At 68.4% G+C, this 25,036-nt stretch carries 25 protein-coding genes; 10 read left to right on the top strand and 15 right to left on the bottom strand.

The features are described from left to right. Nucleotides 1-104 precede the first annotated feature (104 nt). Nucleotides 105-1,592, top strand: a complete 1,488-nt coding sequence (locus ACZYSP_RS31610) for an ABC transporter substrate-binding protein (RefSeq protein ID WP_093079469.1) — start codon at nucleotides 105-107, stop codon at nucleotides 1,590-1,592. Beyond that, nucleotides 1,583-2,977: an amidase gene (locus tag ACZYSP_RS31605; RefSeq protein ID WP_489018418.1), complete on the top strand. Its 1,395-nt coding sequence runs from the start codon at nucleotides 1,583-1,585 to the stop codon at nucleotides 2,975-2,977. Before ACZYSP_RS31610 ends, ACZYSP_RS31605 begins: the two co-directional genes overlap by 10 nt. 95 nt (nucleotides 2,978-3,072) lie before the next feature. Here ACZYSP_RS31605 and ACZYSP_RS31600 read toward each other — a convergent pair whose 3' ends face one another. Together ACZYSP_RS31600 and ACZYSP_RS31595 are read right to left on the bottom strand one after the other, a co-directional pair. Further along, nucleotides 3,073-3,699 (bottom strand): YitT family protein, encoded by a 627-nt coding sequence (locus ACZYSP_RS31600; protein ID WP_093059890.1) that lies wholly within the window; start codon nucleotides 3,697-3,699, stop codon nucleotides 3,073-3,075. Between the two features lie 40 nt (nucleotides 3,700-3,739). Next, a complete protein-coding gene (locus tag ACZYSP_RS31595; protein ID WP_093059892.1) occupies nucleotides 3,740-4,600 on the bottom strand; it encodes a LysR family transcriptional regulator in 861 nt (286 codons plus the stop codon). A 111-nt stretch (nucleotides 4,601-4,711) separates the two neighbouring features. Here ACZYSP_RS31595 and ACZYSP_RS31590 point away from each other — a divergent pair, with 111 nt between their 5' ends. The 3 genes from ACZYSP_RS31590 (at nucleotide 4,712) to ACZYSP_RS31580 (ending at nucleotide 8,242) form a co-directional block, all read left to right on the top strand. Beyond that, the gene (locus ACZYSP_RS31590; RefSeq protein WP_093059894.1) at nucleotides 4,712-5,110 is read left to right on the top strand and encodes a tautomerase family protein; all 399 of its coding nucleotides are present in this window, start codon (nucleotides 4,712-4,714) and stop codon (nucleotides 5,108-5,110) included. A 39-nt stretch (nucleotides 5,111-5,149) separates the two neighbouring features. Further along, complete coding sequence (locus ACZYSP_RS31585; RefSeq protein ID WP_093079474.1) at nucleotides 5,150-6,508, top strand: tetratricopeptide repeat protein; 1,359 nt, start codon at nucleotides 5,150-5,152, stop codon at nucleotides 6,506-6,508. A gap of 138 nt (nucleotides 6,509-6,646) precedes the next feature. Beyond that, nucleotides 6,647-8,242, top strand: a complete 1,596-nt coding sequence (locus tag ACZYSP_RS31580) for an N-acyl-D-amino-acid deacylase family protein (RefSeq protein ID WP_489018415.1) — start codon at nucleotides 6,647-6,649, stop codon at nucleotides 8,240-8,242. Between the two features lie 16 nt (nucleotides 8,243-8,258). Here ACZYSP_RS31580 and ACZYSP_RS31575 read toward each other — a convergent pair whose 3' ends face one another. Together ACZYSP_RS31575 and ACZYSP_RS31570 are read right to left on the bottom strand one after the other, a co-directional pair. Next, nucleotides 8,259-8,957: a histidine phosphatase family protein gene (locus tag ACZYSP_RS31575; protein ID WP_489018413.1), complete on the bottom strand. Its 699-nt coding sequence runs from the start codon at nucleotides 8,955-8,957 to the stop codon at nucleotides 8,259-8,261. A 76-nt stretch (nucleotides 8,958-9,033) separates the two neighbouring features. After that, nucleotides 9,034-9,615 (bottom strand): Yip1 family protein, encoded by a 582-nt coding sequence (locus tag ACZYSP_RS31570; protein WP_093059902.1) that lies wholly within the window; start codon nucleotides 9,613-9,615, stop codon nucleotides 9,034-9,036. Between the two features lie 125 nt (nucleotides 9,616-9,740). On the opposite strand from ACZYSP_RS31570, the gene ACZYSP_RS31565 reads away from it, so the two are divergent. Then, nucleotides 9,741-10,454 carry an alpha/beta fold hydrolase gene (locus tag ACZYSP_RS31565; protein ID WP_489018410.1) on the top strand — a complete coding sequence of 238 codons (714 nt, stop codon included), beginning with the start codon at nucleotides 9,741-9,743 and terminating at the stop codon, nucleotides 10,452-10,454. An 18-nt stretch (nucleotides 10,455-10,472) separates the two neighbouring features. Here ACZYSP_RS31565 and pcp read toward each other — a convergent pair whose 3' ends face one another. Genes pcp through ACZYSP_RS31530 form a run of 7 tightly spaced genes read right to left on the bottom strand, consistent with a single transcriptional unit; the run spans nucleotide 10,473 to nucleotide 15,472 of the window. Further along, a complete protein-coding gene (gene pcp, locus ACZYSP_RS31560) occupies nucleotides 10,473-11,135 on the bottom strand; it encodes a pyroglutamyl-peptidase I (protein ID WP_426390297.1) in 663 nt (220 codons plus the stop codon). A 31-nt stretch (nucleotides 11,136-11,166) separates the two neighbouring features. Continuing rightward, complete coding sequence (pxpA, locus tag ACZYSP_RS31555; protein WP_093059908.1) at nucleotides 11,167-11,907, bottom strand: 5-oxoprolinase subunit PxpA; 741 nt, start codon at nucleotides 11,905-11,907, stop codon at nucleotides 11,167-11,169. Between the two features lie 34 nt (nucleotides 11,908-11,941). Next, on the bottom strand, nucleotides 11,942-12,940 hold the full coding sequence (locus tag ACZYSP_RS31550; RefSeq protein WP_440532580.1) for a 5-oxoprolinase subunit C family protein: 999 nt from the start codon (nucleotides 12,938-12,940) through the stop codon (nucleotides 11,942-11,944). Continuing rightward, a complete protein-coding gene (gene pxpB, locus ACZYSP_RS31545) occupies nucleotides 12,937-13,599 on the bottom strand; it encodes a 5-oxoprolinase subunit PxpB (protein WP_093079491.1) in 663 nt (220 codons plus the stop codon). The genes ACZYSP_RS31550 and pxpB overlap by 4 nt, the downstream gene beginning before the upstream one ends. A 6-nt stretch (nucleotides 13,600-13,605) precedes the next feature. Next, nucleotides 13,606-14,109 carry a pantetheine-phosphate adenylyltransferase gene (gene coaD / locus ACZYSP_RS31540; RefSeq protein ID WP_081269908.1) on the bottom strand — a complete coding sequence of 168 codons (504 nt, stop codon included), beginning with the start codon at nucleotides 14,107-14,109 and terminating at the stop codon, nucleotides 13,606-13,608. Between the two features lie 43 nt (nucleotides 14,110-14,152). Next, nucleotides 14,153-14,803, bottom strand: a complete 651-nt coding sequence (locus ACZYSP_RS31535; protein ID WP_489018406.1) for an RsmD family RNA methyltransferase — start codon at nucleotides 14,801-14,803, stop codon at nucleotides 14,153-14,155. A gap of 33 nt (nucleotides 14,804-14,836) precedes the next feature. Beyond that, nucleotides 14,837-15,472 (bottom strand): LysE/ArgO family amino acid transporter, encoded by a 636-nt coding sequence (locus ACZYSP_RS31530; RefSeq protein ID WP_489018404.1) that lies wholly within the window; start codon nucleotides 15,470-15,472, stop codon nucleotides 14,837-14,839. Nucleotides 15,473-15,547: 75 nt separating this feature from the next. Between ACZYSP_RS31530 and ACZYSP_RS31525 the strand changes: the two genes are divergently transcribed. Further along, entirely contained in the window at nucleotides 15,548-16,465 is a 918-nt protein-coding gene (locus ACZYSP_RS31525) for a LysR family transcriptional regulator ArgP (protein ID WP_093079496.1), read from the top strand. Nucleotides 16,466-16,472: 7 nt separating this feature from the next. Here the strand turns inward: ACZYSP_RS31525 and ACZYSP_RS31520 are convergent, their stop codons facing one another. Together ACZYSP_RS31520 and ACZYSP_RS31515 are read right to left on the bottom strand one after the other, a co-directional pair. After that, complete coding sequence (locus tag ACZYSP_RS31520) at nucleotides 16,473-17,849, bottom strand: M16 family metallopeptidase (RefSeq protein WP_093079499.1); 1,377 nt, start codon at nucleotides 17,847-17,849, stop codon at nucleotides 16,473-16,475. 17 nt (nucleotides 17,850-17,866) lie between these two features. Next, entirely contained in the window at nucleotides 17,867-19,258 is a 1,392-nt protein-coding gene (locus ACZYSP_RS31515) for a M16 family metallopeptidase (RefSeq protein WP_371258856.1), read from the bottom strand. 77 nt (nucleotides 19,259-19,335) lie between these two features. Here ACZYSP_RS31515 and ftsY point away from each other — a divergent pair, with 77 nt between their 5' ends. Beyond that, nucleotides 19,336-20,559 carry a signal recognition particle-docking protein FtsY gene (ftsY, locus tag ACZYSP_RS31510; protein ID WP_093079503.1) on the top strand — a complete coding sequence of 408 codons (1,224 nt, stop codon included), beginning with the start codon at nucleotides 19,336-19,338 and terminating at the stop codon, nucleotides 20,557-20,559. A 132-nt stretch (nucleotides 20,560-20,691) separates the two neighbouring features. On the opposite strand, the gene ACZYSP_RS31505 is transcribed toward ftsY, so the two are convergent. Both ACZYSP_RS31505 and ACZYSP_RS31500 read right to left on the bottom strand, forming a co-directional pair. Continuing rightward, nucleotides 20,692-22,494 carry an ATP-binding response regulator gene (locus ACZYSP_RS31505; protein WP_489018599.1) on the bottom strand — a complete coding sequence of 601 codons (1,803 nt, stop codon included), beginning with the start codon at nucleotides 22,492-22,494 and terminating at the stop codon, nucleotides 20,692-20,694. Between the two features lie 2 nt (nucleotides 22,495-22,496). Next, nucleotides 22,497-23,207, bottom strand: a complete 711-nt coding sequence (locus ACZYSP_RS31500) for a response regulator transcription factor (protein ID WP_307616573.1) — start codon at nucleotides 23,205-23,207, stop codon at nucleotides 22,497-22,499. Nucleotides 23,208-23,392: 185 nt separating this feature from the next. Here ACZYSP_RS31500 and ACZYSP_RS31495 point away from each other — a divergent pair, with 185 nt between their 5' ends. After that, the gene (locus tag ACZYSP_RS31495) at nucleotides 23,393-23,857 is read left to right on the top strand and encodes an Mpo1 family 2-hydroxy fatty acid dioxygenase (RefSeq protein WP_489018401.1); all 465 of its coding nucleotides are present in this window, start codon (nucleotides 23,393-23,395) and stop codon (nucleotides 23,855-23,857) included. Between the two features lie 98 nt (nucleotides 23,858-23,955). Beyond that, nucleotides 23,956-24,897, top strand: coding sequence for an RNA polymerase sigma factor RpoH (gene rpoH / locus ACZYSP_RS31490; protein WP_093079510.1), 942 nt, complete (start codon nucleotides 23,956-23,958; stop codon nucleotides 24,895-24,897). The last annotated feature ends 139 nt before the right edge of the window (nucleotides 24,898-25,036 follow it).

Raw genomic sequence — 25,036 nt, 5'->3', positions numbered from 1 at the left:
GCGTGTCGTGTCTTTCGCGGCGTCGCGCCTCCCTTCGGGGCATGGCGCACGCCGGAGCAGTCGTCATTCGAACCTGGCTTGTTGTCTATCCGGAGATCACACGTATGTTGAACCGTCGCACCCTTCTCACCACCGCTGGCGCCACCGTTGCGCTGGCCACCCCGCTCGCCGGCATGGCGCAGGGCCGGAAGGACGCCATCGTGATCGGCATGGCGCTCGAACCGCCGGGGCTCGACCCGACCACCGGCGCCGCCGCCGCCATCGCCGAGGTGGTGCACTACAACATCCTCGAGACGCTCACCAAGATCAATGCCGACGGCAGCGTCACGCCGCTGCTGGCCGAGAGCTGGGAAATCTCGCCCGACCTGAAGACCTACACCTTCAAGCTGCGGCGCGGCGTGAAGTACCAGAACGGCGAGCCCTTCAACGCGGCCACCGTGAAGTTCTCGTTCGACCGCGCAGGCGGCGAGAAGAGCACCAACAAGGACAAGCGCACCTTCGCCAACCTCGCGACCCAGGTGGTGGACGACTACACCGTCGTCATCATCAACAAGGAGATCGACCCCGACCTGCCCTTCGTGCTGGGCCAGGCCACGGCCGTGATCGTCGAGCCCAAGAGCGCCGATGGCAACGCCACCAAGCCGGTCGGCACCGGCCCCTACAAGCTCGACAGCTGGGCCAAGGGCTCGTCGATCACGCTGAGCAAGTGGGAAGGCTTTCGCAGCCCCGCCACCGCGAAGATCAGCAAGGTCACGTTCCGCTTCATCTCCGACACCGCTGCGCAGGCCGCTGCCATGCTCTCGGGCGACGTCGACGTGTTTGCGCGCATCGGCACGCGCGTGGTGCCGCAGTTCAAGGCGAACCCGCAGTTCCAGGTGATCCTGGCGGGCTCGCGCGCCAAGACGATTCTCTCGATCAACAACAAGAAGAAGCCACTCGACGACGTGCGCGTGCGCCGTGCCATTCTTGCCGCCATCGACCGCAAGGCCGTGATCGAAGGCGCGGCCGACGGCTTCGGCGTGCCCATCGGCAGCCACTACGTGCCGGGTGCTGCGGGCTATGTCGACACCACCGGCATCAACCCCTTCGACATCGAGAAGGCCAAGAAGCTGCTGGCCGAAGCCGGCGTGAAGACGCCGCTCGAACTCACCATGACGCTGCCGCCGCCGCCGTATGCCCGCCAGGGCGGCGAGGTGATCGTGGCCCAGCTCGCCAAGATCGGCATCGTCGTGAAGGTGCAGAACGTGGAATGGGCCCAATGGCTCAGCGGCACCTACGGCAACAAGGACTACGACCTGTCGATCGTCTCGCACGTGGAGCCCTTCGACCTCGGCAACTACGCCAAGTCGGACTACTACTGGGGCTACCAGTCGAAGGCCTTCAACACGCTGTTCGACAAGATCAAGTCCACGGCCAGCGCCACCGAGCGCAACAAGCTGCTCGGCGACGCGCAGAAACTGCTGGCCACCGACGCTGCCAACGGTTTCCTGTACCAGCCGCAGTTCCCGACCGTCGCAAAGAAGAACGTCAAGGGCATCTGGAAGGACAACCCGATCTTCGTGAACGACCTGTCGGCGCTGTCGTGGGGTTGAACGACCTGTCCGCACAGGAGCTTGCCGCGGCCTACCGCGACCGCAAGCTCTCGCCGGTGGAGGTCACGCAGGCCGTGATCGCGCAGATCGAGCGCTGGGAGCCGCACCTGCAGGCCACCTGGCTCTTCAGGCCCGAGGCCGCGCTCGAGCAGGCGCGCGCTTCGGAAGCGCGCTGGCAGCGCGGCGATGCACTCGGCCCGCTCGACGGCGTGCCGGCCACCATCAAGGAAAACATCGCGACGCGCGGTGATCCGATGCCGGCCGGCACCGCCGCCGTCGACCTGAAGCCCGCGGCTGCCGATGCGCCACCGGCCGCACGCTTGAAAGAAGCGGGCGCGGTGATCGTGAGCAAGACGACGATGCCGGACTACGGCATGTTGTCTTCGGGCCTGTCGAGCTTTCACACGCTGGCGCGCAATCCGTGGGACCTGCGCCTGACGCCGGGCGGCTCCAGTGCGGGTGCAGGTGCTGCGGCCGCCGCCGGCTATGGCCCGCTGCATCTGGGCACCGACATCGGCGGCTCGCTGCGCTTGCCCGCGAGCTGGTGCGGCATCTTCACGCTCAAGCCGAGCCTGGGGCGCATCCCCATCGATCCGCCGTACATGGGCCGTGCCGCAGGGCCGATGACGCGTACCGTTGGCGACGCGGCTCTGCTGATGCAGGCGCTGTCGAAGCCCGATGCGCGCGACAGCATGAACCTGCCGCCGCAGGACATCGACTGGGCCGGCTTCGACGTATCACCCGACCATCTGCGCGGCTTGCGCATCGGCCTGCTGCTCGACGCGGGCTGCGGACTGGCCGTGGAACCTGAAATCCAGGCAGCGGTCGAACACGCGGCACGCCTGCTGGAGAAGGCCGGTGCCATCATCGAACCGATGCAGCCTTTCATGTCGCAGGCAATGCTCGACGGCATGGACCATCTGTGGCGCATGCGCTCGCTGGTGGACATGAAGGGCCTGCGAGCCGACCAGCGCTCGAAGGTGCTGCCCTACATCCGTGAATGGGCCGAGAGCGCGGCGGAGTTCAGCGGCGAGCACGTGTTCCGCAGCTTCAGCCAGTTCCATGCGACGCGCGTGGCGGCGGTGAGCGCCTGCGCGCGCTTCGACTACGTGATCTCGCCGGTGTCGCCGAACATGCCCGCAGCGGCGGAGGCGCCTTCGCCCACGAACGATCCCTTGAGGCCGCTGGAGCACATCGGGTTCACTGTGCCGTTCAACATGTCGGAGCAGCCGGCGGCGTCGGTCAACTGCGGGTACTCGGCGGGTGGATTGCCGATTGGTCTTCAGATTGCGGGGCAGCGCTTCGACGATCTCGGAGTGCTGCGCGTTTCGCGTGCGTTCGAGCAGATTCGGGAGCCTCAGCGGCCCTGGCCCGTTGCGCCTTGACTCTGGTGTTGTTCGGGGAGCGATCACGCCGACGGGAGACATTCGCGGAGGGGAGTACCCGGTGCCATTCGCGCGCACCCCGGAGAACAGCAAGCTCAAGTCGCCGCATACCTCCCAGGCTTGTGGTTGATCCAGAGAAAGAGCCCCATCACCACAGCGGCCAGCACCGACCACCCCACACGCTGCGGCGGAATCACGAACAACGCGAGCAATACAACCGTGCAATCGATCCCGATCTGCACCTTGCCAGCCGGCCACCCGCGCTTTTCCTGCAGGTACAGCGTCAACACCGTCGCACCACCCAGGCTCGCGCGGTGGCGGGCGAGGAACAGACAGCCAGTGCCCAGCAGCAAGCCACCGAGCACGGCCGCAAAAGCCGGGTGCAGTGAATCGATCGACAGGTAGCGCGGCGCCCAGTCGGTCATCAGCGAGAGCAACGCAATGGCCGAGAAAGTCTTGATCGTGAACGCCCGCCCCATATGGCGCCATGCGAACCAGTAGAACGGCAGGTTGACCAGGAAGAACAGCTTTCCAAAGCTCACGCCAGTTGCGTAGTGCAACAGAAACGCGACGCCGGCCGTGCCGCCCGTGAGCAAGCCCGCCTGGCCGAACAGCATCATGGCAATGGCAACGAACAAGGTGCCCGAAAAGATCGCCTGCGCGTCATCGAAACGGGAATGGCGCAGCCATTCCGGTGGGGTTGTGGGAGGTGGCGCATCCATGGCAGACGTGACGCAAATCCCGCGCCACCCCGGGCCGGACTCACACCAGATGGGTAGCCAGCAGCTCCCGGGCCCGGGTCACGAACGCCGTTTCTCCCCTGCGACCGGGCAAGAACTCGAAGGCGACACGCGGCAGCGCCGGCAGCCCGTGGGGGGTGGCCAGCCGCGCCACGCCATCGCTGATGGCCGATTCGTTGAGGCAGGCCACGCCCAGCCCGGCGGCCAGCGCCGATTGCAGCCCCGCCACGCCCGAGGCCACGTGCGCCAGCGCGTAGGGCACCCGCCGGCGCCGCAGCAGCGCCACGGTGAACTGGTGCAGCGAACAGGTGTCCGGCAAGGCCAGCAGCCGCACCGGCTCGCCACGCACGAGCCGCATGCCCGCCGCGCCCAGCCACACCAGCGATTCGCGCCGGATCACCGACGCCCGGGGTTGCGCGGCGGAAACGCCGGCGATGTTCATCGCCACTCCCACATCGAAATCTCCCCGCGCATATGCAGCGCGCAGATCGTCGCTCTTCAGGATGGTGACGTGCAGCCGCACTTGCGGATAACTCTCGCCGAGCCGCCCCAGCAGGCGCGTCAGGTCCCCGGGCCGGAAGTAGTCGGTGACGGCGAGGCGCAGCTCGCCCTGCAGCGTCTCGCCATGCAGGTCACGAAACGCCTCGTCGCTCAGCGACAGGATGCGCCGCGCATAGCCCAGCAGCCGCACGCCCGCCTCGGTGGGTGAAACGCCCGCCTTGCTGCGGGTGAGCAGCGACTGCCCGGCCCGCTCTTCCAGCTTGCGGATCTGCTCGCTGACCGACGACTGCGAAAGAAAGACGCGCGGCGCGGCGGCCGTCAGGCTGCCTGCGTCGACGACCGCCGCCAGCGTGCGCAGCTGCTCCAGATCAAAGCCTTGCATGACTCACCCATCCGTTAATCCGATGGAATCCATCATATCTTCCCGCTTTTCCGATTGATAGGGAGTTCCCACAATCACCCCATCGACCACTCATTCACCCAGGAGTCCACCATGCCCCACATCGTCGTCCACCTCTCCGGCCAACCCGACGCCGCCCTCACCCGCAAGACCGTCGACACGGTCGCCGAGCTCACCCAGAGCGTGCTCGGCAAGCAATTGCCGGTGATCGCCATCACTGTGCAGTACATCGCCGCCGACGCCTGGTTCATAGGCGGCCAGACGCTGGCCTCGCTGGGCAAGTCGGCCTTCCACCTCGACATCAGCATCACCGACGAGACCAACACCAAGGCCGAGAAGGCGCGCTACCTGCGCGAGGTGCACGCGGCCATGGCGAAGATCCGGCCGGACTTGCACGAGGTGTCTTACATCCACGTGATCGACGCGCGCGGCGCGGCCTACGGCTACGGCGGCAAGACGCAGGAGTACCGCCACCAGCAGGCCGGCGTCTGAGTCGTTGAAGCATCTCCGGGGGCATGGCACCATGCCGCCATGCCCTCCGGAAAACCGCTCGCCGACAGCCTCGGCAACCCGCTCACCCTCGACGACCCCACCAGCCTGCCGCTGGTCGACGACTTCGTCATGGGGTTCATCTCGACAGAGGCTCGCGCCGTCAACCTGATCGCCGTGGCCGGCACCGATGCGAGCCCCATCGTGCAGGCCTACTGCGCCACGCTGCACCTGTTCGCCGAATCGCGCGAGGCCGTGGCCAACGCCCGGCCATTTCTCGACAAGGCCCGCGCCGGCGCCGCACGCGCGACGCCGCGCGAGCAGCGCTACATCGCGGCCGTCGAGGCCTGGGCCGAGGGCGACATCGCCCGCGCGATCGCACTGCATGCCGAGCAGGCCCGCGAACATCCGCGCGACCTGGTGTCGGTCAAGCTCGGCCAGTACCACTGCTTCAACACCGGCGACTGCCCCGGCATGCTCAAGCTCGCGCTGGCGGTGCTGCCGCACGCGGCCGACGTGCCCTACGTGCACGGCATGGCGGCCTTCGGCTACGAGCAGTGCCACCTGATGCGCGAGGCCGAGGCGAGCGCACGCCGCGCCATCGCCATGTGCCGCAAGGAGCCGTGGGCGCACCATGCGCTGGCGCACGTGATGCTCACCGAGGGCCGGCTCGCCGAAGGGCTGGCGTTCATGCAGAGCGTGAGCGACACCTGGACCGGCCTCAACTCGTTCATGGTCACGCACAACTGGTGGCACATGGCGCTGTTCCTCATCGACCTGGGTCGCGATGCCGAAGCGCTCGCGGTGTACGACGAGCGTGCCTGGGGCGTGGTGAAGGACTACTCGCAGGACCAGATCGGCGCCGTCTCGCTGCTCGCACGGCTGGAGCTCGCGGGCATCGACGTGGGCAGGCGCTGGGAGGACGTGGCCGGCTACCTGCGGCAGCGCCAGGCCGACCACGTGCTGCCCTTTCTCGACCTGCAGTACCTCTACGGCCTGGCGCGCGCCGGGCACCCCGAGGCGGAGGTTCTGCTGTGCAACATAGTGGCCTTCGCGCCGAACGCGCCGGCATCGACGCGCGCGGCATGGCAGCGCGTGTGCGTGCCGGCCGCGCATGGACTGGTGGCGCATGCGCGCGGCGATCTCGCGGCAGCCATCGAAGGGCTCGGCACTGCCCTGCCGCGCATGATCGAGATCGGCGGCAGCCACGCGCAGCGCGACCTGTTCGAGCAGGTGTATCTCGATGCGCTGGTGCGCAGCGGCACGGAGGCTTCGCTGTCCGCTGCCCAGGGCATCCTCCAGCAACAGCTCAATGGCCAGCCCGAGTCGCTGCGCCTGCGCCGGCAGACGGCGGCGGTGTACGAGCGCCTCGGCCTCGGGCAGCTTGCGACGCACGCCTGAGCGCATCTGCGAGCACCGCCCGGCAGCCCATGCCTTCAGGTCATGGGGCATGGTGCAAAAGGAATTGGCGATGACCCGGAGGCGGCTCCTAAACTGGCCGCTCCCTATCGACAAGAAGCCTTCAAGGCCCCATCGCCCATGCGCAAGTCTCTCGTCACGCTGGCCGTTCTCTCGGCCCTCGCACCCTTCGCACCCACCCTGCATGCCGCCGAGGGAACGCCCGTCGCGCTCGACCTGCTGCTGCGCGGCGGCACCGTCTACACGGGCGACTCCGACACGCCGGTGGTGGGCGATGTCGGCATCGCGGGCGACCGCATCGTGTTCGCGGGCAAGGCGGCGCCAGCGCAGTTCACGGCAAGGCGCGTCATCGACGCCACGGGCATGGTGGTGGCGCCGGGCTTCATCGACGCCCACACGCATGCGGATGCCGACCTGCACTCGAACGATCCGAAGAAGCGGCTGAACATCCCGTTCATCACGCAGGGCGTGACCACCGCGGTAATCGGCAACGACGGCTTCGGCGGCTTCGACATCGCGGCGCAGGCGCAGAAGCTGCGTGCCGCGCCGGTGGGCACCAACGTGGCCATGTACGTGGGCTTCGGCCCGGTGCGCATGAGCGAGCTGGGCGAAGCCAACCGGGCACCGACGCCCGAGCAGCTCGAGGCGATGAAAAAGCGCGTGAGCCAGGGCATGTGCGAAGGCGCGCTTGGCCTTTCGACCGGGCTCTTCTACACGCCGCAGAACTTCTCGAAAACCGAGGAGGTCATCGAGCTCGCGAAGGTGGCGGCGCGGCACGGCGGGCTGTACGACAGCCACATCCGCGACGAGTCCATGTACAACATCGGCCTCAAGGGCTCCATCGACGAGGCGATCCGCATCGGCCACGAGGCGAAGCTGCCAGTGCATGTGGCGCACATCAAGGCGCTGGGCGTCGACGTGCAGGGCCAGAGCGGCGACATCATCAAGCGCATCGAGAAGGAACGCGCGGGCGGGCTGAACATCACGGCCGACCACTATCCGTGGACCGCGTCGAGCACGCGCTTCTCGGCCGCGCTGCTGCCGCCCTGGGCCAACGAGGGCGGCCGTGCGGCGACGCTGCAGCGCTTCGACGACGCCTCGCAGCAGGAGCGCCTGCGCAAGGACATGCGCGAGAACCTGCGGCTGCGCGGCGGCCCCGAGGCCATCCTGTTCTCGGCCGGCAGCACGAAGTACGTGGGCAAGACGCTGGCCGACGTGGCCAAGGCATCGAACGCCGATCCGGTGGAAGCCGCCATCGCGGTGCTGCGCGACGGCGACCTGATGATCGCCTCGTTCAACCAGAGCGACGACGACGTGCGCGCCTTCATGAAGCGACCGTGGGTCATGACCTCGTCCGACTCGTCGCTGGGCCATCCGCGCGCCTACGGCACCTTCGCGCGCAAGTACGACCAGTACGTGGTGAAGGAGCACACGATCTCGCTGGCGCAGTTCATCCGCAGCAGCTCGTCACTCACGGCCGACACGCTGGGGCTGAAGCAGCGCGGGCACCTGCGCCCGGGCTACTACGCCGACGTGGTGGTGTTCGATCCGGCGCGCTATGCGGCGAAAGCCACCTACACGCAGCCGACGCTGCTGTCGGAAGGCGTGAGCACGGTGCTGGTGAACGGGCAGCTCGCCGTCGACGGCGGCAAGCCCACGGGCGTTGGCGCCGGCCAGCCGCTGCTGCGCACGCCGAAGGCGGGCAGCTGCGGCTGAGGTCGAGGGCCCTTCCTCAATCCTTGTTCTTCAGGTGCCGCGTCTGGTCGTAGGTCGGCTGCGGCGGCAGGTCGGCCAGGTGTCGCGTGTCGGCCCATTCGACGATCTCGATGTCGTCGGGCCGGGCCGCGTCGGCGATGCGGATGCGGTTGAAGCCCGCGTTGGGAATGTCGCTCTGGCGCGGCCCGCTCAGGCTCAGGCCCCTTGCAGTGCGCCACACCATGTCGAGCACGCCGCCGTGGGTGACGACGATCAGGTGCTGCCCCTTGTGCGCGGCGGCGATGCTGCCCAGCGCCGCGATGATGCGCGTGTGGAATTCGCGCGCCGTCTCGCCTTCGGGCATGGCGTGGTCTTCGCGAAACTCCAGCCACTCTTCCCAGGCGCGCGGATGCAGGCTCTGGATTTCGTCGGAGCGCATGCCCTCGACCACGCCGAAGAACTGCTCGCGCAGCCCCGCAGAAGTGACCACCGGCAGCGACAGCTGCGACGCCGCGGGCGCTGCGGTCTGCTGCGCCCGCATGAGGTCGCTGCTGATGATGTGTTGCACCACCGTCTCGCCGGCCAGCCGCAGGCCGAGGCGGCGGGCTTGCTCATGGCCGATGTCATTGAGCGGAACATCGGCGTGCCCCTGAAAGCGCAATTCGCGGTTCCAGGCGGTTTCGCCGTGGCGGATGAGGATCAGGTCGGTGGTGGTGTCGGGCTTGGGCGTTGGCATTGACGCCCATTTTCCACCGTGCGCGTGACGCTCGGGCTTTTGTGGCCCGCAAGCTGTTGCTCGACCGCCACCGAGCCTAGATCCGCACCGGCGACGGCGTGAGCAGCGCCAGCACCCACGCGATGATGAAGCCGCCGACGATGGCGCAGACCACCACCACTGCGGTGTACGCAATGGCCTTGTCGGGCGGGCACTTCATGAGCACCGGCAGGCCGGTGTAGAGCAGGTACACGCCGTACAGCGCCGCCAGCGCACCAAGGACCGACAGCGAAGGCAGCAGGCTGAAGATGCCGCCAACGAAGGCCGCGGTGCTGGCATAGGCCGACAGCTTGAGCGCGCCGATCTGGCTCCTGGTGCCCTCGAAGGTCGGCGCCATTGCGTCGATGATGAGTGCGAGCACGAACACCATCACCAGCGACAGCACGTAGCCCACGACCATGTTCGCGAGCCCCGAGACGATCGGCACGCGAAAGCTCACACCGAAGGCGCCAATGCCGATCAGCGACAGGCCGATGAAGCTCGCCACCGCCGGGATCAGCGCGAGGATCATCACGTAGTTCTTGTAGAGCGAAGCAGCGTCGGCCGGCTCCGCGTCGATCTCCGGCCATGTGGCCTTGGGCTTGAGCAGGATGGATTGCGCGCGTTCAACCAGGTTCATTGAGAGTCCTCGGCATGGGTCTCAAAAGTATGCCGAGGTCGCGCTCGGATGACTGCTGGCCAGGAAGCCTATGCCATGCGCCATGCCGCGACGCTGGTTGCCGCATTCGCGCAAAATCCGTCTCCATGCCCAATCTCATCCTGCTGCCCGGCCTCGCCTGCGACGAGCGCATCTGGGAAGCCCAATTGCCCGCCCTTCCCTCCGCCTTCGGCGCCCGCGTGAGCGACGTCCAGCGGCACAACGACTCCATCGAGGGCATGGCCGCAGCCGTGCTGCGCGACAACGAGGGGTCGCTGATTCTGTGCGGCGCCTCGATGGGCGGCATGGTCGCCATGGAGGCGGCCCGCCAGGCGCCCGGGCGCATTGCCGGGCTCGCGCTGCTCGGCACCAGCGCACGGCCCGAGACGCCCGACATGTTCACGCTGCGCGAGGGCGCCATCGAATACTTCGAGCGAGGCGAAGTGCGCGACGTGATCGAGCCGAACGTCTACTTCGCCTTTCACCCCACGCAGGCGGCCGACCCGGTGATGGTTCAGCGCTACCTCGACATCGTGCTGGGCGCGGGCGCCGAGCAGCTCATCCGCCAGAACCGCGCGGTGATGCGGCGGCCCGATGCGCGGCTGCACCTCGCGTCGCTGCGCGCGCCGGTGCTGCTGGTGTGCGGCGACGAAGACCGGCTCGCGCCGCCCGAGTGCACGAGCGAGATGGCGGCGCTGCTGCCGCAGGCGCAAGTCGTGTGGGTGCCCGAATGCGGCCACATGCTGACGATGGAAAAGCCCGAGCTCGTCAACGCCGCGCTCAACGGCTGGCTGGCGAAGCACTTCCCGGCTGCCGCCTGAACGCGCTGGCCGGCCGCCTCAGTGCAGCTGGCCGCCGGTTTCGGCAACGTCGCGCTTCACCGCGAGCGCGGTCGTCACGGCGATACGCAAGGCCTTGACCATCGTTTCAAGCGACATGCTCGGCGCACCCGGAAAGCGCGCTGCCTGCTCCGGCAGGTAGGGAATATGGATGAAGCCGCCGCGCTGCCCCAGCACCGGATGCGTCGCGATGCGGTGCATCAGGCCATAGAAGATATGGTTGCAGACGAAGGTGCCCGCGCTGTTCGACACCGAGGCCGGCACACCGGCCGCGCGCAGGTCACGCACCATGGCCTTGATCGGCAGCGTCGAGAAGTACGCGGCGGGAGCCCCCGGCACCACGGGCACGTCGATGGGCTCGCGGCCCTTGTTGTCGGCCGTGCGGGCATCGTCGATGTTGATGGCGATGCGCTCCGGCGTGAACTCCGCACGCCCGCCGGCCTGGCCGATGCACAGCACCAGCTGCGGCTGGAGCTCGTCCATCGCGCGGACGAGCGCATCGATGGCATCGCCGAAGACGCAGGGCACCTGGCGTGCATGCACTGTCGCGCGACCGCTCTTCCAGCCGTCGAGCGCATGCACCGCTTCCCATGACGGATTGATCGCCTCCTGCTCGAAAGGATCGAATCCGGTCAGCAGGACGTTGATGGGCTTTGCTGCCACGGCACGGCCCGTTGCGTGTTCAGGCCGTCCGTCAGGCCATGGCCTGGACGGCAATGCCTTCCTGCTGCAGCCGCTCTCGGATGCGGCGCGCAAAGGCCAGCGCGTGGGCGCCGTCGCCATGCAGGCACACGGTCTGCGCGTTGACGGGCACGACGCTGCCGTCGATGGCGGTCACTCGGTGGTCGCGCACCAGCGAGAGCGTTTGCGCGATCGACTGCTCTTCGCTCTCGATCAGCGCGCCAGGCTGGCTGCGCGGCACGAGGCTGCCGTCGGGCATGTAGCCGCGGTCGGCGAACACCTCTTCGACCGGCGCGAGGCCGGCCCGACGGGCCGCGTCGATCATGTTGCTGCCCGCTAGGCCGAAGAACTTGAGCGAAGGGTCGAAGCGGCGCACGGCTTCGCACAGCGCATCGGCGAGCTCGGGCTCCTTCACGGCCTGGTTGTAGAGCTGGCCATGCGCCTTCACGTGCGAAAGCTTGCCGCCCTCGGCCTTCACGATGGCCGCCAGCGCGCCCACCTGGTAGAGCACGTTGGCCACGATCTCGTCGGGCGGCAGGTGCATGGTGCTGCGGCCGAAGTTCTCGCGGTCCGGAAAGCTGGGGTGCGCGCCGATGGCTACGCCGTTCTGTATCGCCCAGCGCACGCACTGCTGCATGGTCTTGGCGTCGCCCGCGTGCCAGCCGCAGGCGATGTTGGCGGAGCTGACGAGTGCGAGCAGGGCTTCGTCGCTGCCTGCACCTTCGCCGAGGTCGGCATTGAGGTCGATTTGCATGGTGGGGCTTCCTTTTCCGCGAGTTCCGCGGAGTCTATGCCGGGCTCGGCCAGCCTGCAGCAGCCAGCCCTTGCGCCACCTGCGACAGGTAGCGCTGCTGGTCGGCCCATGCGGCCAGCGCCTGCGGCTGGTCGACCTGCACGAGGCGCAGCCTGCCGTTGAGCGGCGCCTGCGCGAGCTTCCAGAGATCGGCGCGAATGACCACGCCGATGCGCGGATAGCCGCCGGTGGTCTGCGCGTCGCCCATCAGGATGATCGGCTGACCCGAGGGCGGCACCTGGATCGTGCCGGGGATCACGCCCGACGAGAGCATGTCGCCGCCGCGCTTGCGCTTGAGCTCGGCGCCCGCGAGCCGGCTGCCCATGCGGTTGCTCTGCGGCGTGATGCGCCAGCGCTCGCCCCACAGTTGCTCGCGCGCGGCCAGCGTGAACAGTTCGAACTCGGGGCCGGGCAGCACGCGCAGGGCGATGGCGCCGTCGTCTTCGTTGGGGCCCCAATCGGGACCGCGCAGGCCGAAGGCTCGGCGTTCGCGCTGCGCTGCGTTCAGCGGCGAAGTACCCGTCGGCAGCCGGTCGCCCTTGCGCAGCGCACGGCCTTCGTGCCCGCCGAAGCCGGCCTTGAGGTCGGTGCTGCGCGAGCCGAGGATCTGCGGCACGTCAATGCCGCCCGCCACCGCCAGCCAGCTGCGCAGGCCGACCTTCTTCACGCCAGGTGCATTGGCGCCCGCGAGCCTCAGCGTCTGGCCGGCCGCGACCGGCACGCTCCAGCAAGGCCACAGCGGCACGCCATCGAGGCTTGCACTGAAGTCGTCGCCGGTGAGGGCGATGCGCGTGTCGGCTTCGAACTGCAGCTCGCAGCCGCCCATCGTGAGTTCGAGGCCCGCCGCGCCATCGGCGTTGCCCACGAGCCGGTTGGCCAGCGTGAGCGCCAGCACGTCGAGCGCACCGCCCGGGCAGATGCCGAGCTGCCGATGGCCGTGCCGGCCCAGGTCCTGCACCGACGCGAGCACGCCGGGTTTGCGGATGACGATCATGTCTGCACGCTCTCTGCGACGAAGCGCACGCGGTCACCGGGACGCAAGAGCGTCGGCGATTCGGCCGTAGGGTCGAACAGCTCGAGCGAGGTGCGGCCGATCAGCTGCCAGCCGCCCGGCGACACCAGCGGGTAGATGCCGGTCTGCTCGCCTCCGATGCCGACCGAGCGCGCGGGCACCGCTGTGCGCGGCTCGGCGCGGCGGGGCGTGGCGAGTTCGGGCGGCAGGCCGCCCATGAAGGCGAAGCCCGGCAGGAAGCCCAGCAGGTAGACGATGTATTCACCGGCGCTGTGGCGCCGCACCACCTCGGCCGGCGTGAGGCCGGTGTGGGCGGCGACATCGGCCAGGTCCGGCCCGTGCTCGCCGCCGTAGGCCACCGGAATCTCGACCAGCCGGCCCGCCACGCCACCAGTCGGCAGCTTCGGCCATGCCTCGAGAACGTATGCAGTGAGCGCGTCGAGGTCGATCGCGGTCGGGTCGAAGGTGAGCGTGAGGTTGTTCATGCCCGGCAGCGTTTCGCCGACGCCGGGCCATTGCCGGGCGCGCTCCGCAAGGGCCCAGATGCGCTGCTGCTGCGCCAGCGTGGCCGGCGCGGGCAACTCGCAGAGCAGCGCTGCATCGCCCAGAAGATGCAGTCGGGGCGGCGGGGTGCCGCTCATCGCGGCTTATTCACGGCCGAGGCTGCGGACTTTGGCCGCCAGCTGCTGCTCCACGTTGGGAGAGACGAACTTGTGGACCTCGCCGCCGAGCATGGCGATCTCGCGCACGAAGGTGCTGGAGATGAACTGGTACTTGTCGCTGGGGGTCAGGAACACGGTCTCGACATCGGGCATCAGCGAGCGGTTCATGCCCGCGAGCTGGAACTCGTAGTCGAAGTCGGTCACGGCGCGCAGGCCGCGCACCATGGCCTTGCCGCCACGCGCGACGACGAAGTCGCGCAGCAGGCCCGAGAAGCTCTCGACGGTGACCTGGTCGCTGTAAGGCTTGACGGCCTCGCGGGCCATGTCCATGCGCTCTGACAGCGTGAACAGCGCCTTCTTGTGGTGGCCCGCCGCGACGGCGACGATCACCTTGGAGAAGAGCTGGGTGGCACGGCGCACCACGTCCTCGTGGCCGAGGGTGATGGGGTCGAATGTGCCGGGGTAAACCGCGATGACGTTGCTGGCCATGGTTGCTTCTTCCTCATGCTGCCGGTGCGGCTTGTTCGGCGGATTATGCAGTCCCCTCGGCAGCCAGCCGCAACAGGTGGGCGTGCACGGCGCCGGCCTTCAGGTAACGGAAGCCGACGAGGCCGAAGGCGGCCAGTTCTTCGTCGCTCCAACGGCGCGGCGCTTCGAGGTACACCGAGCCGCCCGCACGCAGCGCGCGCGCGGCGGCGCGCAGGGCCGGTTCGTAGAGGGCTGTGCTGTCGAAGGGCGGGTCGAGGAACACGGCATCGAGGCTGCCGGCCGGCGCGCGTTCGAGCGCGGTGACGCCGTTGCCGCGCTCGATGCGCACAGCCTCGGCGCTCAGCTTGGTCTTGGCGGCCTGGAGCTGCGCGACGAGCGCTGTGTCCTGCTCGCACAGCAGCACGTTCGCCGCGCCGCGCGAGGCGGCCTCGAAGCCGAGCGCGCCAGTGCCCGCGAAGGCGTCGACGCACTGCCATCCCGGCAGTTCGCCGCCACCGGCGCCGGCCAGGCTCGCGAGCCAGTTGAACAGGGTTTCGCGTACGCGGTCGGGTGTGGGGCGCAGGCCGGGCTTGTCGGCCACGGCGAGGCGGGTGCGCTTCCATTCGCCGCCGATGATGCGCACCTCGCTGGGCTTCGACGGGCGCTTGGGCTTGGGTGCGGCGGGACGGGAGGCGGGGGCGGCTTTCTGGGGCATGCGGCGAGCTTAACGCCGCCCGCATGCCCGCTTTCAGAGCCCTGCAAGCGCTCGCTGTGCCAGCATGGCGGCCAGCAGAAGCATGGTGCCGCCAATGAGCGCATCGAGCATCTGCCAGGCGCGCGGCCGCGCGAACACCGGTGCGAGCAGCCGCGCGCCGAAGCCCAGCGAGGTGAACCACAGCGCGCTCGCCGTGGCGGCGCCCGCCACGAACCAGACTTTGAGCAGCCCCGCGTACTGCGCGCCCGCGCTGCCCACGAGCAGCACCGTGTCGAGGTAGACGTGCGGATTCAGCAGCGTGAAGCCGGCCGCCTGCGCCACCACGGCCACGCGCGACAGCGAAACGCCCTGCGCCGTGGTCTGCAGCGCGGCGGGCTGCCGCGAGCGCCACAGCGCCTTGAGCCCGTAGCCGCAGAGAAAGGCCGCACCGAGCCCCGCGAGCACGGTGGCCAGCATCGGCCTCCCCTGCATTGCCTGTGCCATGCCGGCGACACCGGCGCCGATCAGCACCGCGTCGCTGGCCGCGCAGAACAGCACCACCGCGCCCACGTGTTCCCGGCGCAATCCCTGGCGCAGCACATAGGCGTTCTGCGCGCCGATGGCGACGATGAGGACCAGGCTCATGAAGAGCCCGTTGGCGAAGGCAGTGGTGACGTGTACGGCTTGCATGCTTCGAGGATGCCGCCCGCGCAGGATTAATTCAAACTAAACTTTCTTAATCTGATTCAGTTTTACTTCATCACCATGCTCGACTACGCCGCCCTGAACGCCCTTGCCGCCGTCGTACGCGAGGGCAGCTTCGAACGCGCCGCCCGCGCGCTGCACGTCACGCCCTCTGCGGTGTCGCAGCGCATCAGGCAGCTCGAAGAGCGCACCGGCGGCGCGCTGCTGGTGCGCGGCCAGCCCTGCGTCGCAACGGAGGCTGGGCTGCAACTGTGCCGGCACGTCGAGCGCGTGGGCATGCTGGAGCACGAGCTGCGCGAGGCCCTGCCCGCCCTCGGCATGGGCGGCGACGAAGCGGGTGGCGAGCGCGTCACGGTGCGGGTGGCCGTCAACGCAGACAGCCTCGCAACCTGGTTCGTGGCCGCCGCCGCAGCCTTCGCCACGCAGGAACAGGCTGCGCTGCTCGACCTCACGGTGGACGACCAGGACCATACGGCCGAACGGCTGCGCAGCGGCGCGGTGTTCGCGGCGGTCACCGCGCTGGCGCAACCGGTGGCGGGGTGCAACAGCGAGGCGCTGGGCACGATGCACTACGTGGCGGCCGCGAGCCCCACATTCGTGCGTGAACACTTCTCCAAGGGCGTGGGTGCCCGCACGCTGGCGGACGCCCCGAGCCTGGTGTTCGACCGCAAGGACCGGCTGCAGACGCGCTGGGTGCGGCGCATCTGCCACCGCAATGTCGAGACGCCGCGGCACTGGATTCCCTCGCCCAACGCATTCGTCGAGGCGGCGTGCGCGGGCATGGGCTGGGGCATGCACCCGGCCAGCATGGTGGCCGGTGCAATCAAAGACGGCAGGCTGGTTGAACTGGTGCCCGGCTCGACGCTGCCGGTGCCGCTCTACTGGCAGCAGGCGCGGGCGGCGCCGCGGCTGCTCGAACGGCTTGGGGCGGCGGTGCGGGCTGCCGCCAGCAGCGGCCCGCACGCCCTGGTGGTGTGACCGCCGGTCAGGGCTGCGCCTTGGCGGTCGTCTTGGCTTCCTTGCCGCCCACCACCACCGTCACCATGCGCTCGGGCTGCAGCTTGCGCTGGAAGGCCGCCTTGACGTCGGCCGCCGTAACCGCGTTCATGCGCGCGGTCCAGGTGTCGAGGTAGTCCAGCGGCAGGTCGTGCCAGGCGATGTTGGCAACGTTGCCGATCAGCTTGCGGTTGCTGTCCAGCAGCAGCGGAAAGCCGCCGATCAGGTTGTCCTTCGCGGCCTTCAGTTCGCTGGCGGTCGGGCCTTCGGCCACGAACTTCGCGAGCACTTCGCGCGACATCTTCACCGCCTCTTCGGCCTGGTCGGGCCGGGTCTGGAAGCCGACGCGGAAGGCGCCCGCCTCGAGCCCCGGCGCGAAGCCGCTGTAGATGCTGTAGGTCAGGCCGCGCTTCTCGCGCACCTCGTTCATCAGGCGCGAGACGAACCCGCCGCCGCCGAGCACGTAGTTGCCGAGCGTGAGCGCGAAGTGGTCCGGGTCCTTGCGCGGATAGCCGGGCTGGCCGATGAAGACGTGGGCCTGTGCCGAGTCGAAGGAAATGCGCTCGTCCTTGGGCGTTGTCAGCGCGGCCACTGGTGCAACGGCAGGCAGCGGCGTGCAGGCCTCGGGGCCGGGCAGGCGCGACAGCAGCGTGGTCGCGATCGTCTCGGCCTCGGCGCGCGTCACGGCGCCCACGATGCTGAGCTTGGCGCGGCACGGCACGATCAGCTGCTGGTAGCGCTGGCGCATGGCGGCGGTGTCGATGCGCGCGAGCGTTTCTTCTGTCACCTCCTGGCCGTAGGGGTGCACGCCGTAGACGGCTTGCGCGAAGGCGCGGCCCGCAACGGTCGCGGGCTTGGTGTTGGCTTCCTTGATGGCCGCGTTGATGCGTTCGCGCTCGCGCAGCCACACGTCGTCGGGAAATGCCGGCTCGCCGATCTCGCGCGATGCCAACGCCACCGCCTTGTTCAGCAACGCCGGATCGGACAGCGTGCGCAGCGAATAGCTGGTGCGATCGGTGCCGGCGCTCACGTCGAAGCTGGCGCCCAGATCGGCCCAGGCTTCGCCCAGGGCGTTCTGGTCGAGCGCCGGTTCGCCGCTCTTGCCGGCGCGTACGCCCTTCTCGACCATGGTCGCGGTGGTGCTGGCCAGGCCAGCCTGTGGTGCGGGGTCGCGGCGGCTGCCGGCGTCGAAGTCGATCTGCACGTCGACGATCGGCAGCGCGTTGGTCGACACGAGGTAGATTTTTGCGCCATTGGCCAGCGTCCACTGCTGGATGGGCAGCGCAGCCTGCGCGCTGGTGATGCCCACGATGGCGGTGACGCCCGCGAGCAGGGCGCACTGGGCGATCTTCTTGAGAGTTTTCATGGAACGGGACCTGTCTTTCAGCGCATTTCGCCTGCGGGCGCCGCGAAGCCACGGCCACGGGGCTTCGCTTCGGGCGGCAGGGGGCGCAGCGTGGCGACCGTGAGCTGGTCGTCACCGAAGTACTTGGCGGCCACGGCCTGCACCTGGGCGGCCGTGACGGATTGCAGCCGGGCGACGATGCGCTCGCTGGCGTCGAGCGGCAGGCCCTGGATCCAGTTGCTGCCGAGTTCGCGCGCCTGCGCCATCACCGAGTCGCGCTTGTAGGTTTCGCTCGCCACCCACTGGGTCTTGACGCGGGCCAGTTCGGCTTCGCCCACGCCGTCTTTGGCGACGCGCGCCAGTTGGGCGCGCAGCGCGGCCTCGACCACCTCGGCGCTCTTGCCGGCGGCTGGTACGCCGTCGAGCACGAAGAGCTGCGGGCCGCGGCCCATGAAGCCTGAATAGGCACCGGCCGAATCGGCGACGCGATCGGGCCCCTGGGTGAGTGCGCGGTCGAGCCGCGCGCCGGCATAGCCGTCGAGCACGGCGGACAGCACCACCAGCGCCCAGGCGTCGCTGTTCGCGTCGTCGATGCTGGCGAGCTGCGGCACGCGGAAGGCCAGCGACACATACGCCTGCTCGGCCGGCGCCTTCAGTTCGATGCGGCGGATGCCGCGCTGCGTCGGCTCGGTGCGCGGCTTGCGCGCAGGCACGGCACTCGACGGGATGCGGCCGTAGTACTTCTCGGCCATGGCGCGCACCTGGGCCACGTCGACATCGCCGGCCACCACGAGCACGGCGTTGGCGGGAACGTACCAGCGCTTGAAGAAGGCGCGTGCGTCCTCGGGCGTCATCGCGTCGAGATCGCTCATCCAGCCGACCACGGGGCGGTGGTAGGGCGAGGCGGTGAAGACGGCGGCGTTCTGCTGTTCGCCGAGCAGCGCGCGCGGCTGGTCTTCGGTGCGCAGGCGGCGTTCTTCCTTGACCACCTCGATCTCGCGCTTGAACTCGTCGTCAGGCCACTGGTTGTTGGCGAAGCGGTCCGATTCAAGCTTCATCACCTGTTCGAGGCTGCCGGCCGGAATCTGCTGGTAGTAGCCGGTGTAGTCGCGGGTGGTGAAGGCGTTTTCCTGGCCGCCGAGGGCCGCCACGCGGCGCGAGAACTCGCCGGGCTTGATGTCCTTGGTGCCCTTGAACATCATGTGTTCGAGCGCATGTGCCACACCGGAGGTGCCGTCGACTTCGTCGATGGAGCCGACGCGGACCCAGACCATCTGCACCGCCGTGGGCGAGCGCCGGTCGGGCTGGACGATCAGCGTCATGCCGTTGGCAAGCGTGAATTGCTGGGGGCCGGGCGCCGCGGCTGCGGCGGCGGAAGGTTGGGTAGTCTGGGCCTGCGCAGGCATGGCCCATGGCGCCAGAAGCGCCATCGCCAGCACCGCACCAGACGCAGCACGGCGTGGCGGGAGGTGTTTCATAGAATGGGTCGGATTGTAAAAAGCTCCTGATGTTCAGTTTCTTCAAGAAAAAACCGCCTGCCGAAACCCCCGATACGCCGGCGCCCACCCCGCCGGCCGCACCGGCGCCTGCCCCCGAAGCCGCGCCGGCGCGCTCGGTGTTCTCGCCTTCGAGCTGGTTCGGCTCGAAGCCGGCGGCCGAAGAAACGCCGGCTCCTGCTGCGCCGCCAGCACCAGCGCCCTCCCCGGCGCCAGCGCCTGTCGCAACTCCAGTAGCGGCACCCGCGCCAGCCCGCGTATTCGTTCCACCGCCTGTTCCGACCCCAGCTCCCGCGCCGGTTCCTGCACCCGCCGCCGAAATCGCCGTCGCCACTGAGCGCAAGGGCTGGTTCGACAAGCTCAAGACCGGCCTGCGCAAGACCGGCACCGGCATCCAGGCCGTCTTCGTCAACGCGCAGATCGACGACGCGCTTTACGAAGAACTCGAATCCGCCCTGCTGATGGCCGACACCGGCGTCAAGGCGACCGAATACCTGCTTGACGACCTTCGCGGCCGCGTCAAGCGCCAGATGGCCACCGACGCAGCGCAGGTCAAGGTTTTGCTGGCCGAGGCCGTGGCCGACCTGCTCAAGCCGCTCGAGAAGCCGCTGGTGATCGGCCAGTTCACGCCCACCGTCATCATGGTGGCCGGCGTCAACGGCGCGGGCAAGACCACCTCCATAGGCAAGCTCACCAAGCACCTGGCCACCGAAGGCGCCTCGGTGCTGCTGGCCGCGGCCGACACCTTCCGCGCCGCGGCACGCGAGCAGCTGCTGGTCTGGGCCGACCGCAACACGGTCGAGATCGTGAGCAACGAGGGCGGCGATCCGTCGGCCGTGAGTTTCGACGCGGTGAACGCCGGCAAGGCGCGCGGCAAGGACGTGGTGCTGGTCGACACGGCCGGCCGCCTGCCGACGCAGTTGCACCTGATGGACGAGCTGAAGAAGATCAAGCGCGTCGTCACCAAGGCCGACGCCACGGCGCCGCACGAGGTGCTGCTGGTGATCGACGGCAACACCGGCCAGAACGCGCTCGCGCAGGTCAAGGCCTTCGACGAGACGCTGGGCCTCACCGGCCTGATCGTGACCAAGCTCGACGGCACGGCCAAGGGCGGCGTGCTGTGCGCCATTGCGCGCGAACGGCCGATTCCGGTCTATTTCATCGGCGTGGGCGAGAAACTCGAAGACCTCGAAACCTTCAACGCCCGCGAATTCGCGCAGGCGCTGCTCGGATAAAAAAAACGGCCCCGGCTTGCGCCGGGACCGCTTCGCTTTTTCTCCCTCTCCCCTTTTCCTTCTCTTGCGGGAACGCAATGCAGCGAAGGTAGTGCGTGCAGCGAAGGCTCGCCAGTGCCGAAAGTCATGGGCTTATCTGGCAACGGCAACTTCGGCCATCGCCTGCAGCAGCGAATCGGCCACGACCGGCTTGAACAGCACCGGCACCTGCGACTCGCGAACCCGCTGCAGCCGGTCGGGCGAGGTCTCGCCGGTGATGAGCAGCAGCGGCGTCGTCACGCCCTGGCCCTGGCTGAGCCGCAGGCCCGCATCGAGCCCGTCGGCGCCGTCGGCCAGCCGGTAGTCGCACAGCAACAGGTCGAAGGGGCGGCCTTCGCCGCTCGCCTGCCGCAGGGCAGCGGCAGCGCCGGCCTCGTCCGCCACCGCATGGGCGTCGATTGCGTGGGAGCGCAGCAGGCCCATCATGGCTTCGCGGATTTCCAGTTCGTCGTCGAGCAGCAGCACGCGCCCGGGCAACACTGGCGCCGGACCGCGGCGCTGCCCGGTGGCAGCGTCGGCCGTGGCGGCCGGCGCCAGCGCCCCGATCAGCTCGCGCGCCGCCGCACTGACTGCCGGCACCACCACGCGAAAGTGCGTACCCCGCCCCAGCCGCGAATGCATCTGCACCGGATGCCCGAGCAGCCGCGACAGCCGCTGCACGATCGACAGCCCGATGCCGAGCCCCCGCGAGCGGTCGCGGCCCGGATTGTTGATCTGATAGAACTCCTCGAAGATCCGGCCCGACTGCTCCGGCGCAATGCCGATGCCGCTGTCGCGCACCTCGATCCACACCGCGTCGCCGCGCTCGCGCGCCATCACCGTCACGCCGCCGCGGGCCGTGTACTTGAGGGCGTTGTCGATCAGGTTGGACAGCATGCGGTGCAGCAGCTGCGGGTCGCTGTGCACCCACAGGCCGCTGGCGCGCACGCGCAGCTGCAGTTGCTTCTGCTCGGCGCGCGCCGCGAAGGTGTGATTGAGGGGCAGGAACAGCGCGTCGAGCTGCACCGGCTGCGGCGCGGGTGTGATCACGCCGGCGTCGAGGCGCGACACGTCGAGCATGGTGTCGAGCGAGGCGCCCAGCGCGTTCACCGCGCGCATCAGGCGCTCGGCATTGCGGCCCTCGGGGCGGTCGCGCAGTTCATTCTCCAGCGCGGCGCCGAACAGCGCGATGGCATGCAGCGGCTGGCGCAGGTCGTGGCTGGCGGTGCCCAGGAAGCGCGTTTTTTCTTCGCTCGCGCGCTCGGTGGCGGCGATCTGCTCGCCGAGCCGCGCGGCGAGCGCCTCGTTCTCGAAGCGCAGCATGAGCGACGCGGTCAGCAGCTTGTGCTGGCCGACGCCCGCGTGCAGCGTCAGCAGCAGGTAGGCCGCGCCGGCTGCCGCCAGGAACAGGTGCAGCCCGTCGCCCTGCCACGCCAGCGCGGTGATCATGCCCAGCGACATCGGCATCGTGTAGCCGAAGAGCGCCGGCTTCAGCGGCCACAGCGACTGCGCCGCCCGCGCGCAGCTGCCGACGATCACGGCCATCAGCAGCGAAGTCATGGGCAGGTTGTCGTGCGGCACGATGAGCCAGGGCACCACCGCCGTGACCATGCTCACCAGCGTGACCATGCGCGAAATCTTGCGCGCCCAGTACGCGCTTTCACGCACGGGCCGGGACGAATTCCAGCGCGGCGTGAAGAACACGTAGATGTCGGCCATCAGCAGCCCGGCCAGCCAGAACAGCAGGCTCGGGTCTTTCAGCTGCGAATAGATGATGCTGCCGAACACCACCACAAAGGCCATGTGCGTCAGCGTCGAGACGCCGTAGGTGCTGTAGACCGAGGCAACGTGCTCCCGCAGCACCCGCTGGCCGAGTGCGTGGTCGGCGGAGGGGTCGTTCGACGCGTCGGGCTGCACGCTCAATGCAGGGTGCTGATCAACTGGGCGCGCGAGCGCATGCCGAACAGCAGCAGGATGGTCGAGACATGGTTCTTCACCGTGCCTTCGCTCAGGTTCGCGAGCTGCGCGATTTCCTTGTTCGCCTTGCCTTCGAGCACCCATTGCAGCACCTGCATCTGCCGCGGCGTGAGTTCCTGCCAGGCGCTGGCGTGGGCGAACTCGGCATAGCCGGTGAGCGATTTGGGCACGGCCGGTGGCGGCACCTCCGCCGCGCCGGGATCGAGCAGGCCGCAGGCGCGGATGAAGCTCACCACTTCCTTCAGGTCGGCCGACTTCGGCAGGAAGGCTGCGGCGCCCAGCGCGAGCACGCCCTGCGCCAGCGTGCTGTTGCCAGTGCCCGAGAGCACCACGATCCGCGCGGCGGGAAAGCGCAGCCGGAACTCGGCCACGCCGCTCAGGCCGTGCGTGTCGGGCAGGGCCAGGTCGAGCAGCACGAGGCCGATGGAAGCCTGGTGGGTTTCGTACAGCGCGAGTGCGTCGGCGACGTTGGCGGCCTCGAAGACTTCGATGTTCGCGCCGGACGGGGTGGCCTGCGCCTGGACCAGCGCGCAGACACCCAGGCGCAGCAGGTCGTGGTCGTCCACAACCAGGATCGCCCTGGGCGTGCGGGTGGGCGCGCCAGTCTCCGCGGCCGGTGACAGAGGTGCGGGTGGGGAGTCGAAGGATGCCACGCGCCGATCTTAGCGATGTAACCTTCTGGTGACAGTGCATAAAGTCATGGCAGCCGCCGTGGCTGTAGTGCTTTATGCTACTTTTTTGATAGCAATTTCGCATCGCATGTGCGCTTGCCATCGGGCTTCTCTGTGGGCACCATCGAAAGTCTCGCCGCACCGAACGGCGCTCACGGAGACTTGTCATGACGCATACCGCCGCCGCCCCCCTTGAATCGACCGACCGCAAGGTCGACCGCCTGCTCGCCCACTACGAAGAGAGCCACCGCAACCCGACCAACGAGCTGATCCATTTCGTGGCCATCCCGGCCATCATGCTGAGCATCGTCGGCCTGCTGTTCGCGCTCCATCCTTGGGTGGCCTATGTTTTCGTGGCCGCCAGCCTCATCTACTACGCCCTGCTGCGCGCCCCGGCCTTCCTGCTGACCATGCTCGCGCTGACCGCCCTGGCCCTGGCGCTGGTGCATGCGATGGGCGGACTTGTATTGCCGATTTCAGCCGCTATCTTTGTGGTGGCCTGGATCTTTCAGTTCGTGGGCCACAAGATCGAAGGCAAGAAGCCTTCGTTCTTCGAAGACATCCAATATCTGTGGGTCGGCCCTCTGTTCGTGCTGTCCAAGCTTTTCCTAAAGCTGGGCGTGCGCTGGTAGCCATTGGCTATTCCGGCGATAGAAATTCAAGGGAACCCTTGGTTTAGCACTCCCTCTAACCGAGTGCTAATATGGCCCACACAAAGGAGTTTCCCCTGATGACAACGCTGTCTGGAGTCTCTGCCAACCAGCTGGCCGTCGCCAATCCATGGTCGATGGTTCCGCCGCTGGGCAACCTGGATGCCTACATTTCGGCCGCCAACCGCCTGCCGATGCTCACGCTCGAAGAAGAGCAGGGCTTCGCACGCAAGCTGCGCGACCAGAACGATCTCGAATCCGCTGGCGCGCTCGTGCTGTCGCACCTGCGCCTCGTCGTTTCCATTTCCCGCCAATACCTGGGCTACGGGCTGCCGCACGGCGACCTGATCCAGGAAGGCAACGTCGGCCTGATGAAGGCCGTGAAGCGTTTCGACCCCGACCAGGGCGTGCGGCTCGTGAGCTACGCCATGCACTGGATCAAGGCCGAGATCCACGAGTACATCCTGAAGAACTGGCGCATGGTCAAGGTCGCGACGACCAAGGCCCAGCGCAAGCTGTTCTTCAATCTGCGCTCGATGAAGCAGGGCTTCAAGGCCGACTCGGCTGCGGCCGACAACGGCACGCACCGCGAAACGCTGAGCCCCGACGAGGTGTCGCAAATGGCGACCCGGCTCAACGTCAAGCCTGAAGAAGTGCTCGAGATGGAAACCCGCCTGTCGGGCGGCGACGTCATGCTCGACCCGGGCCCGTCCGACGACGGCGACGAAACCTTCGGCCCGATCGCCTACCTGGCCGACGCCACGCAGGAACCGACTGCCCTGCTCGAATCGCAGCAACGCGACCGCCTGTCGAGCGACGGCATCGCCACGGCGCTCGAGGCGCTGGACGACCGCAGCCGCCGCATCGTGGAAGAGCGCTGGCTCAAGGTGAACGACGACGGCTCGGGCGGCATGACGCTGCACGACCTGGCCGCTGTGTACGGCGTGAGCGCCGAGCGCATCCGCCAGATCGAAGTCGCGGCGATGAAGAAGATGAAGAAGGCGCTTGCGGACTACGCGTAAGCCTGCCGCCCTTGACCCGTCCTGCCATAGGTTGACACCTATGAGGGACACAGAGCCGGCCTGTTCAAGCCGGCCAGAGACGCCCGATGGACCTCATCGGGCGTTTTCAATTTTAGGGATTGATGCGGTCGCTCCTGGT

The organism is Variovorax sp. F042, from assembly GCF_057814215.1.
The sequence above is the reverse complement of the archived record's forward strand: the minus strand, read 5'-3'. Positions and strand labels throughout refer to the sequence as shown.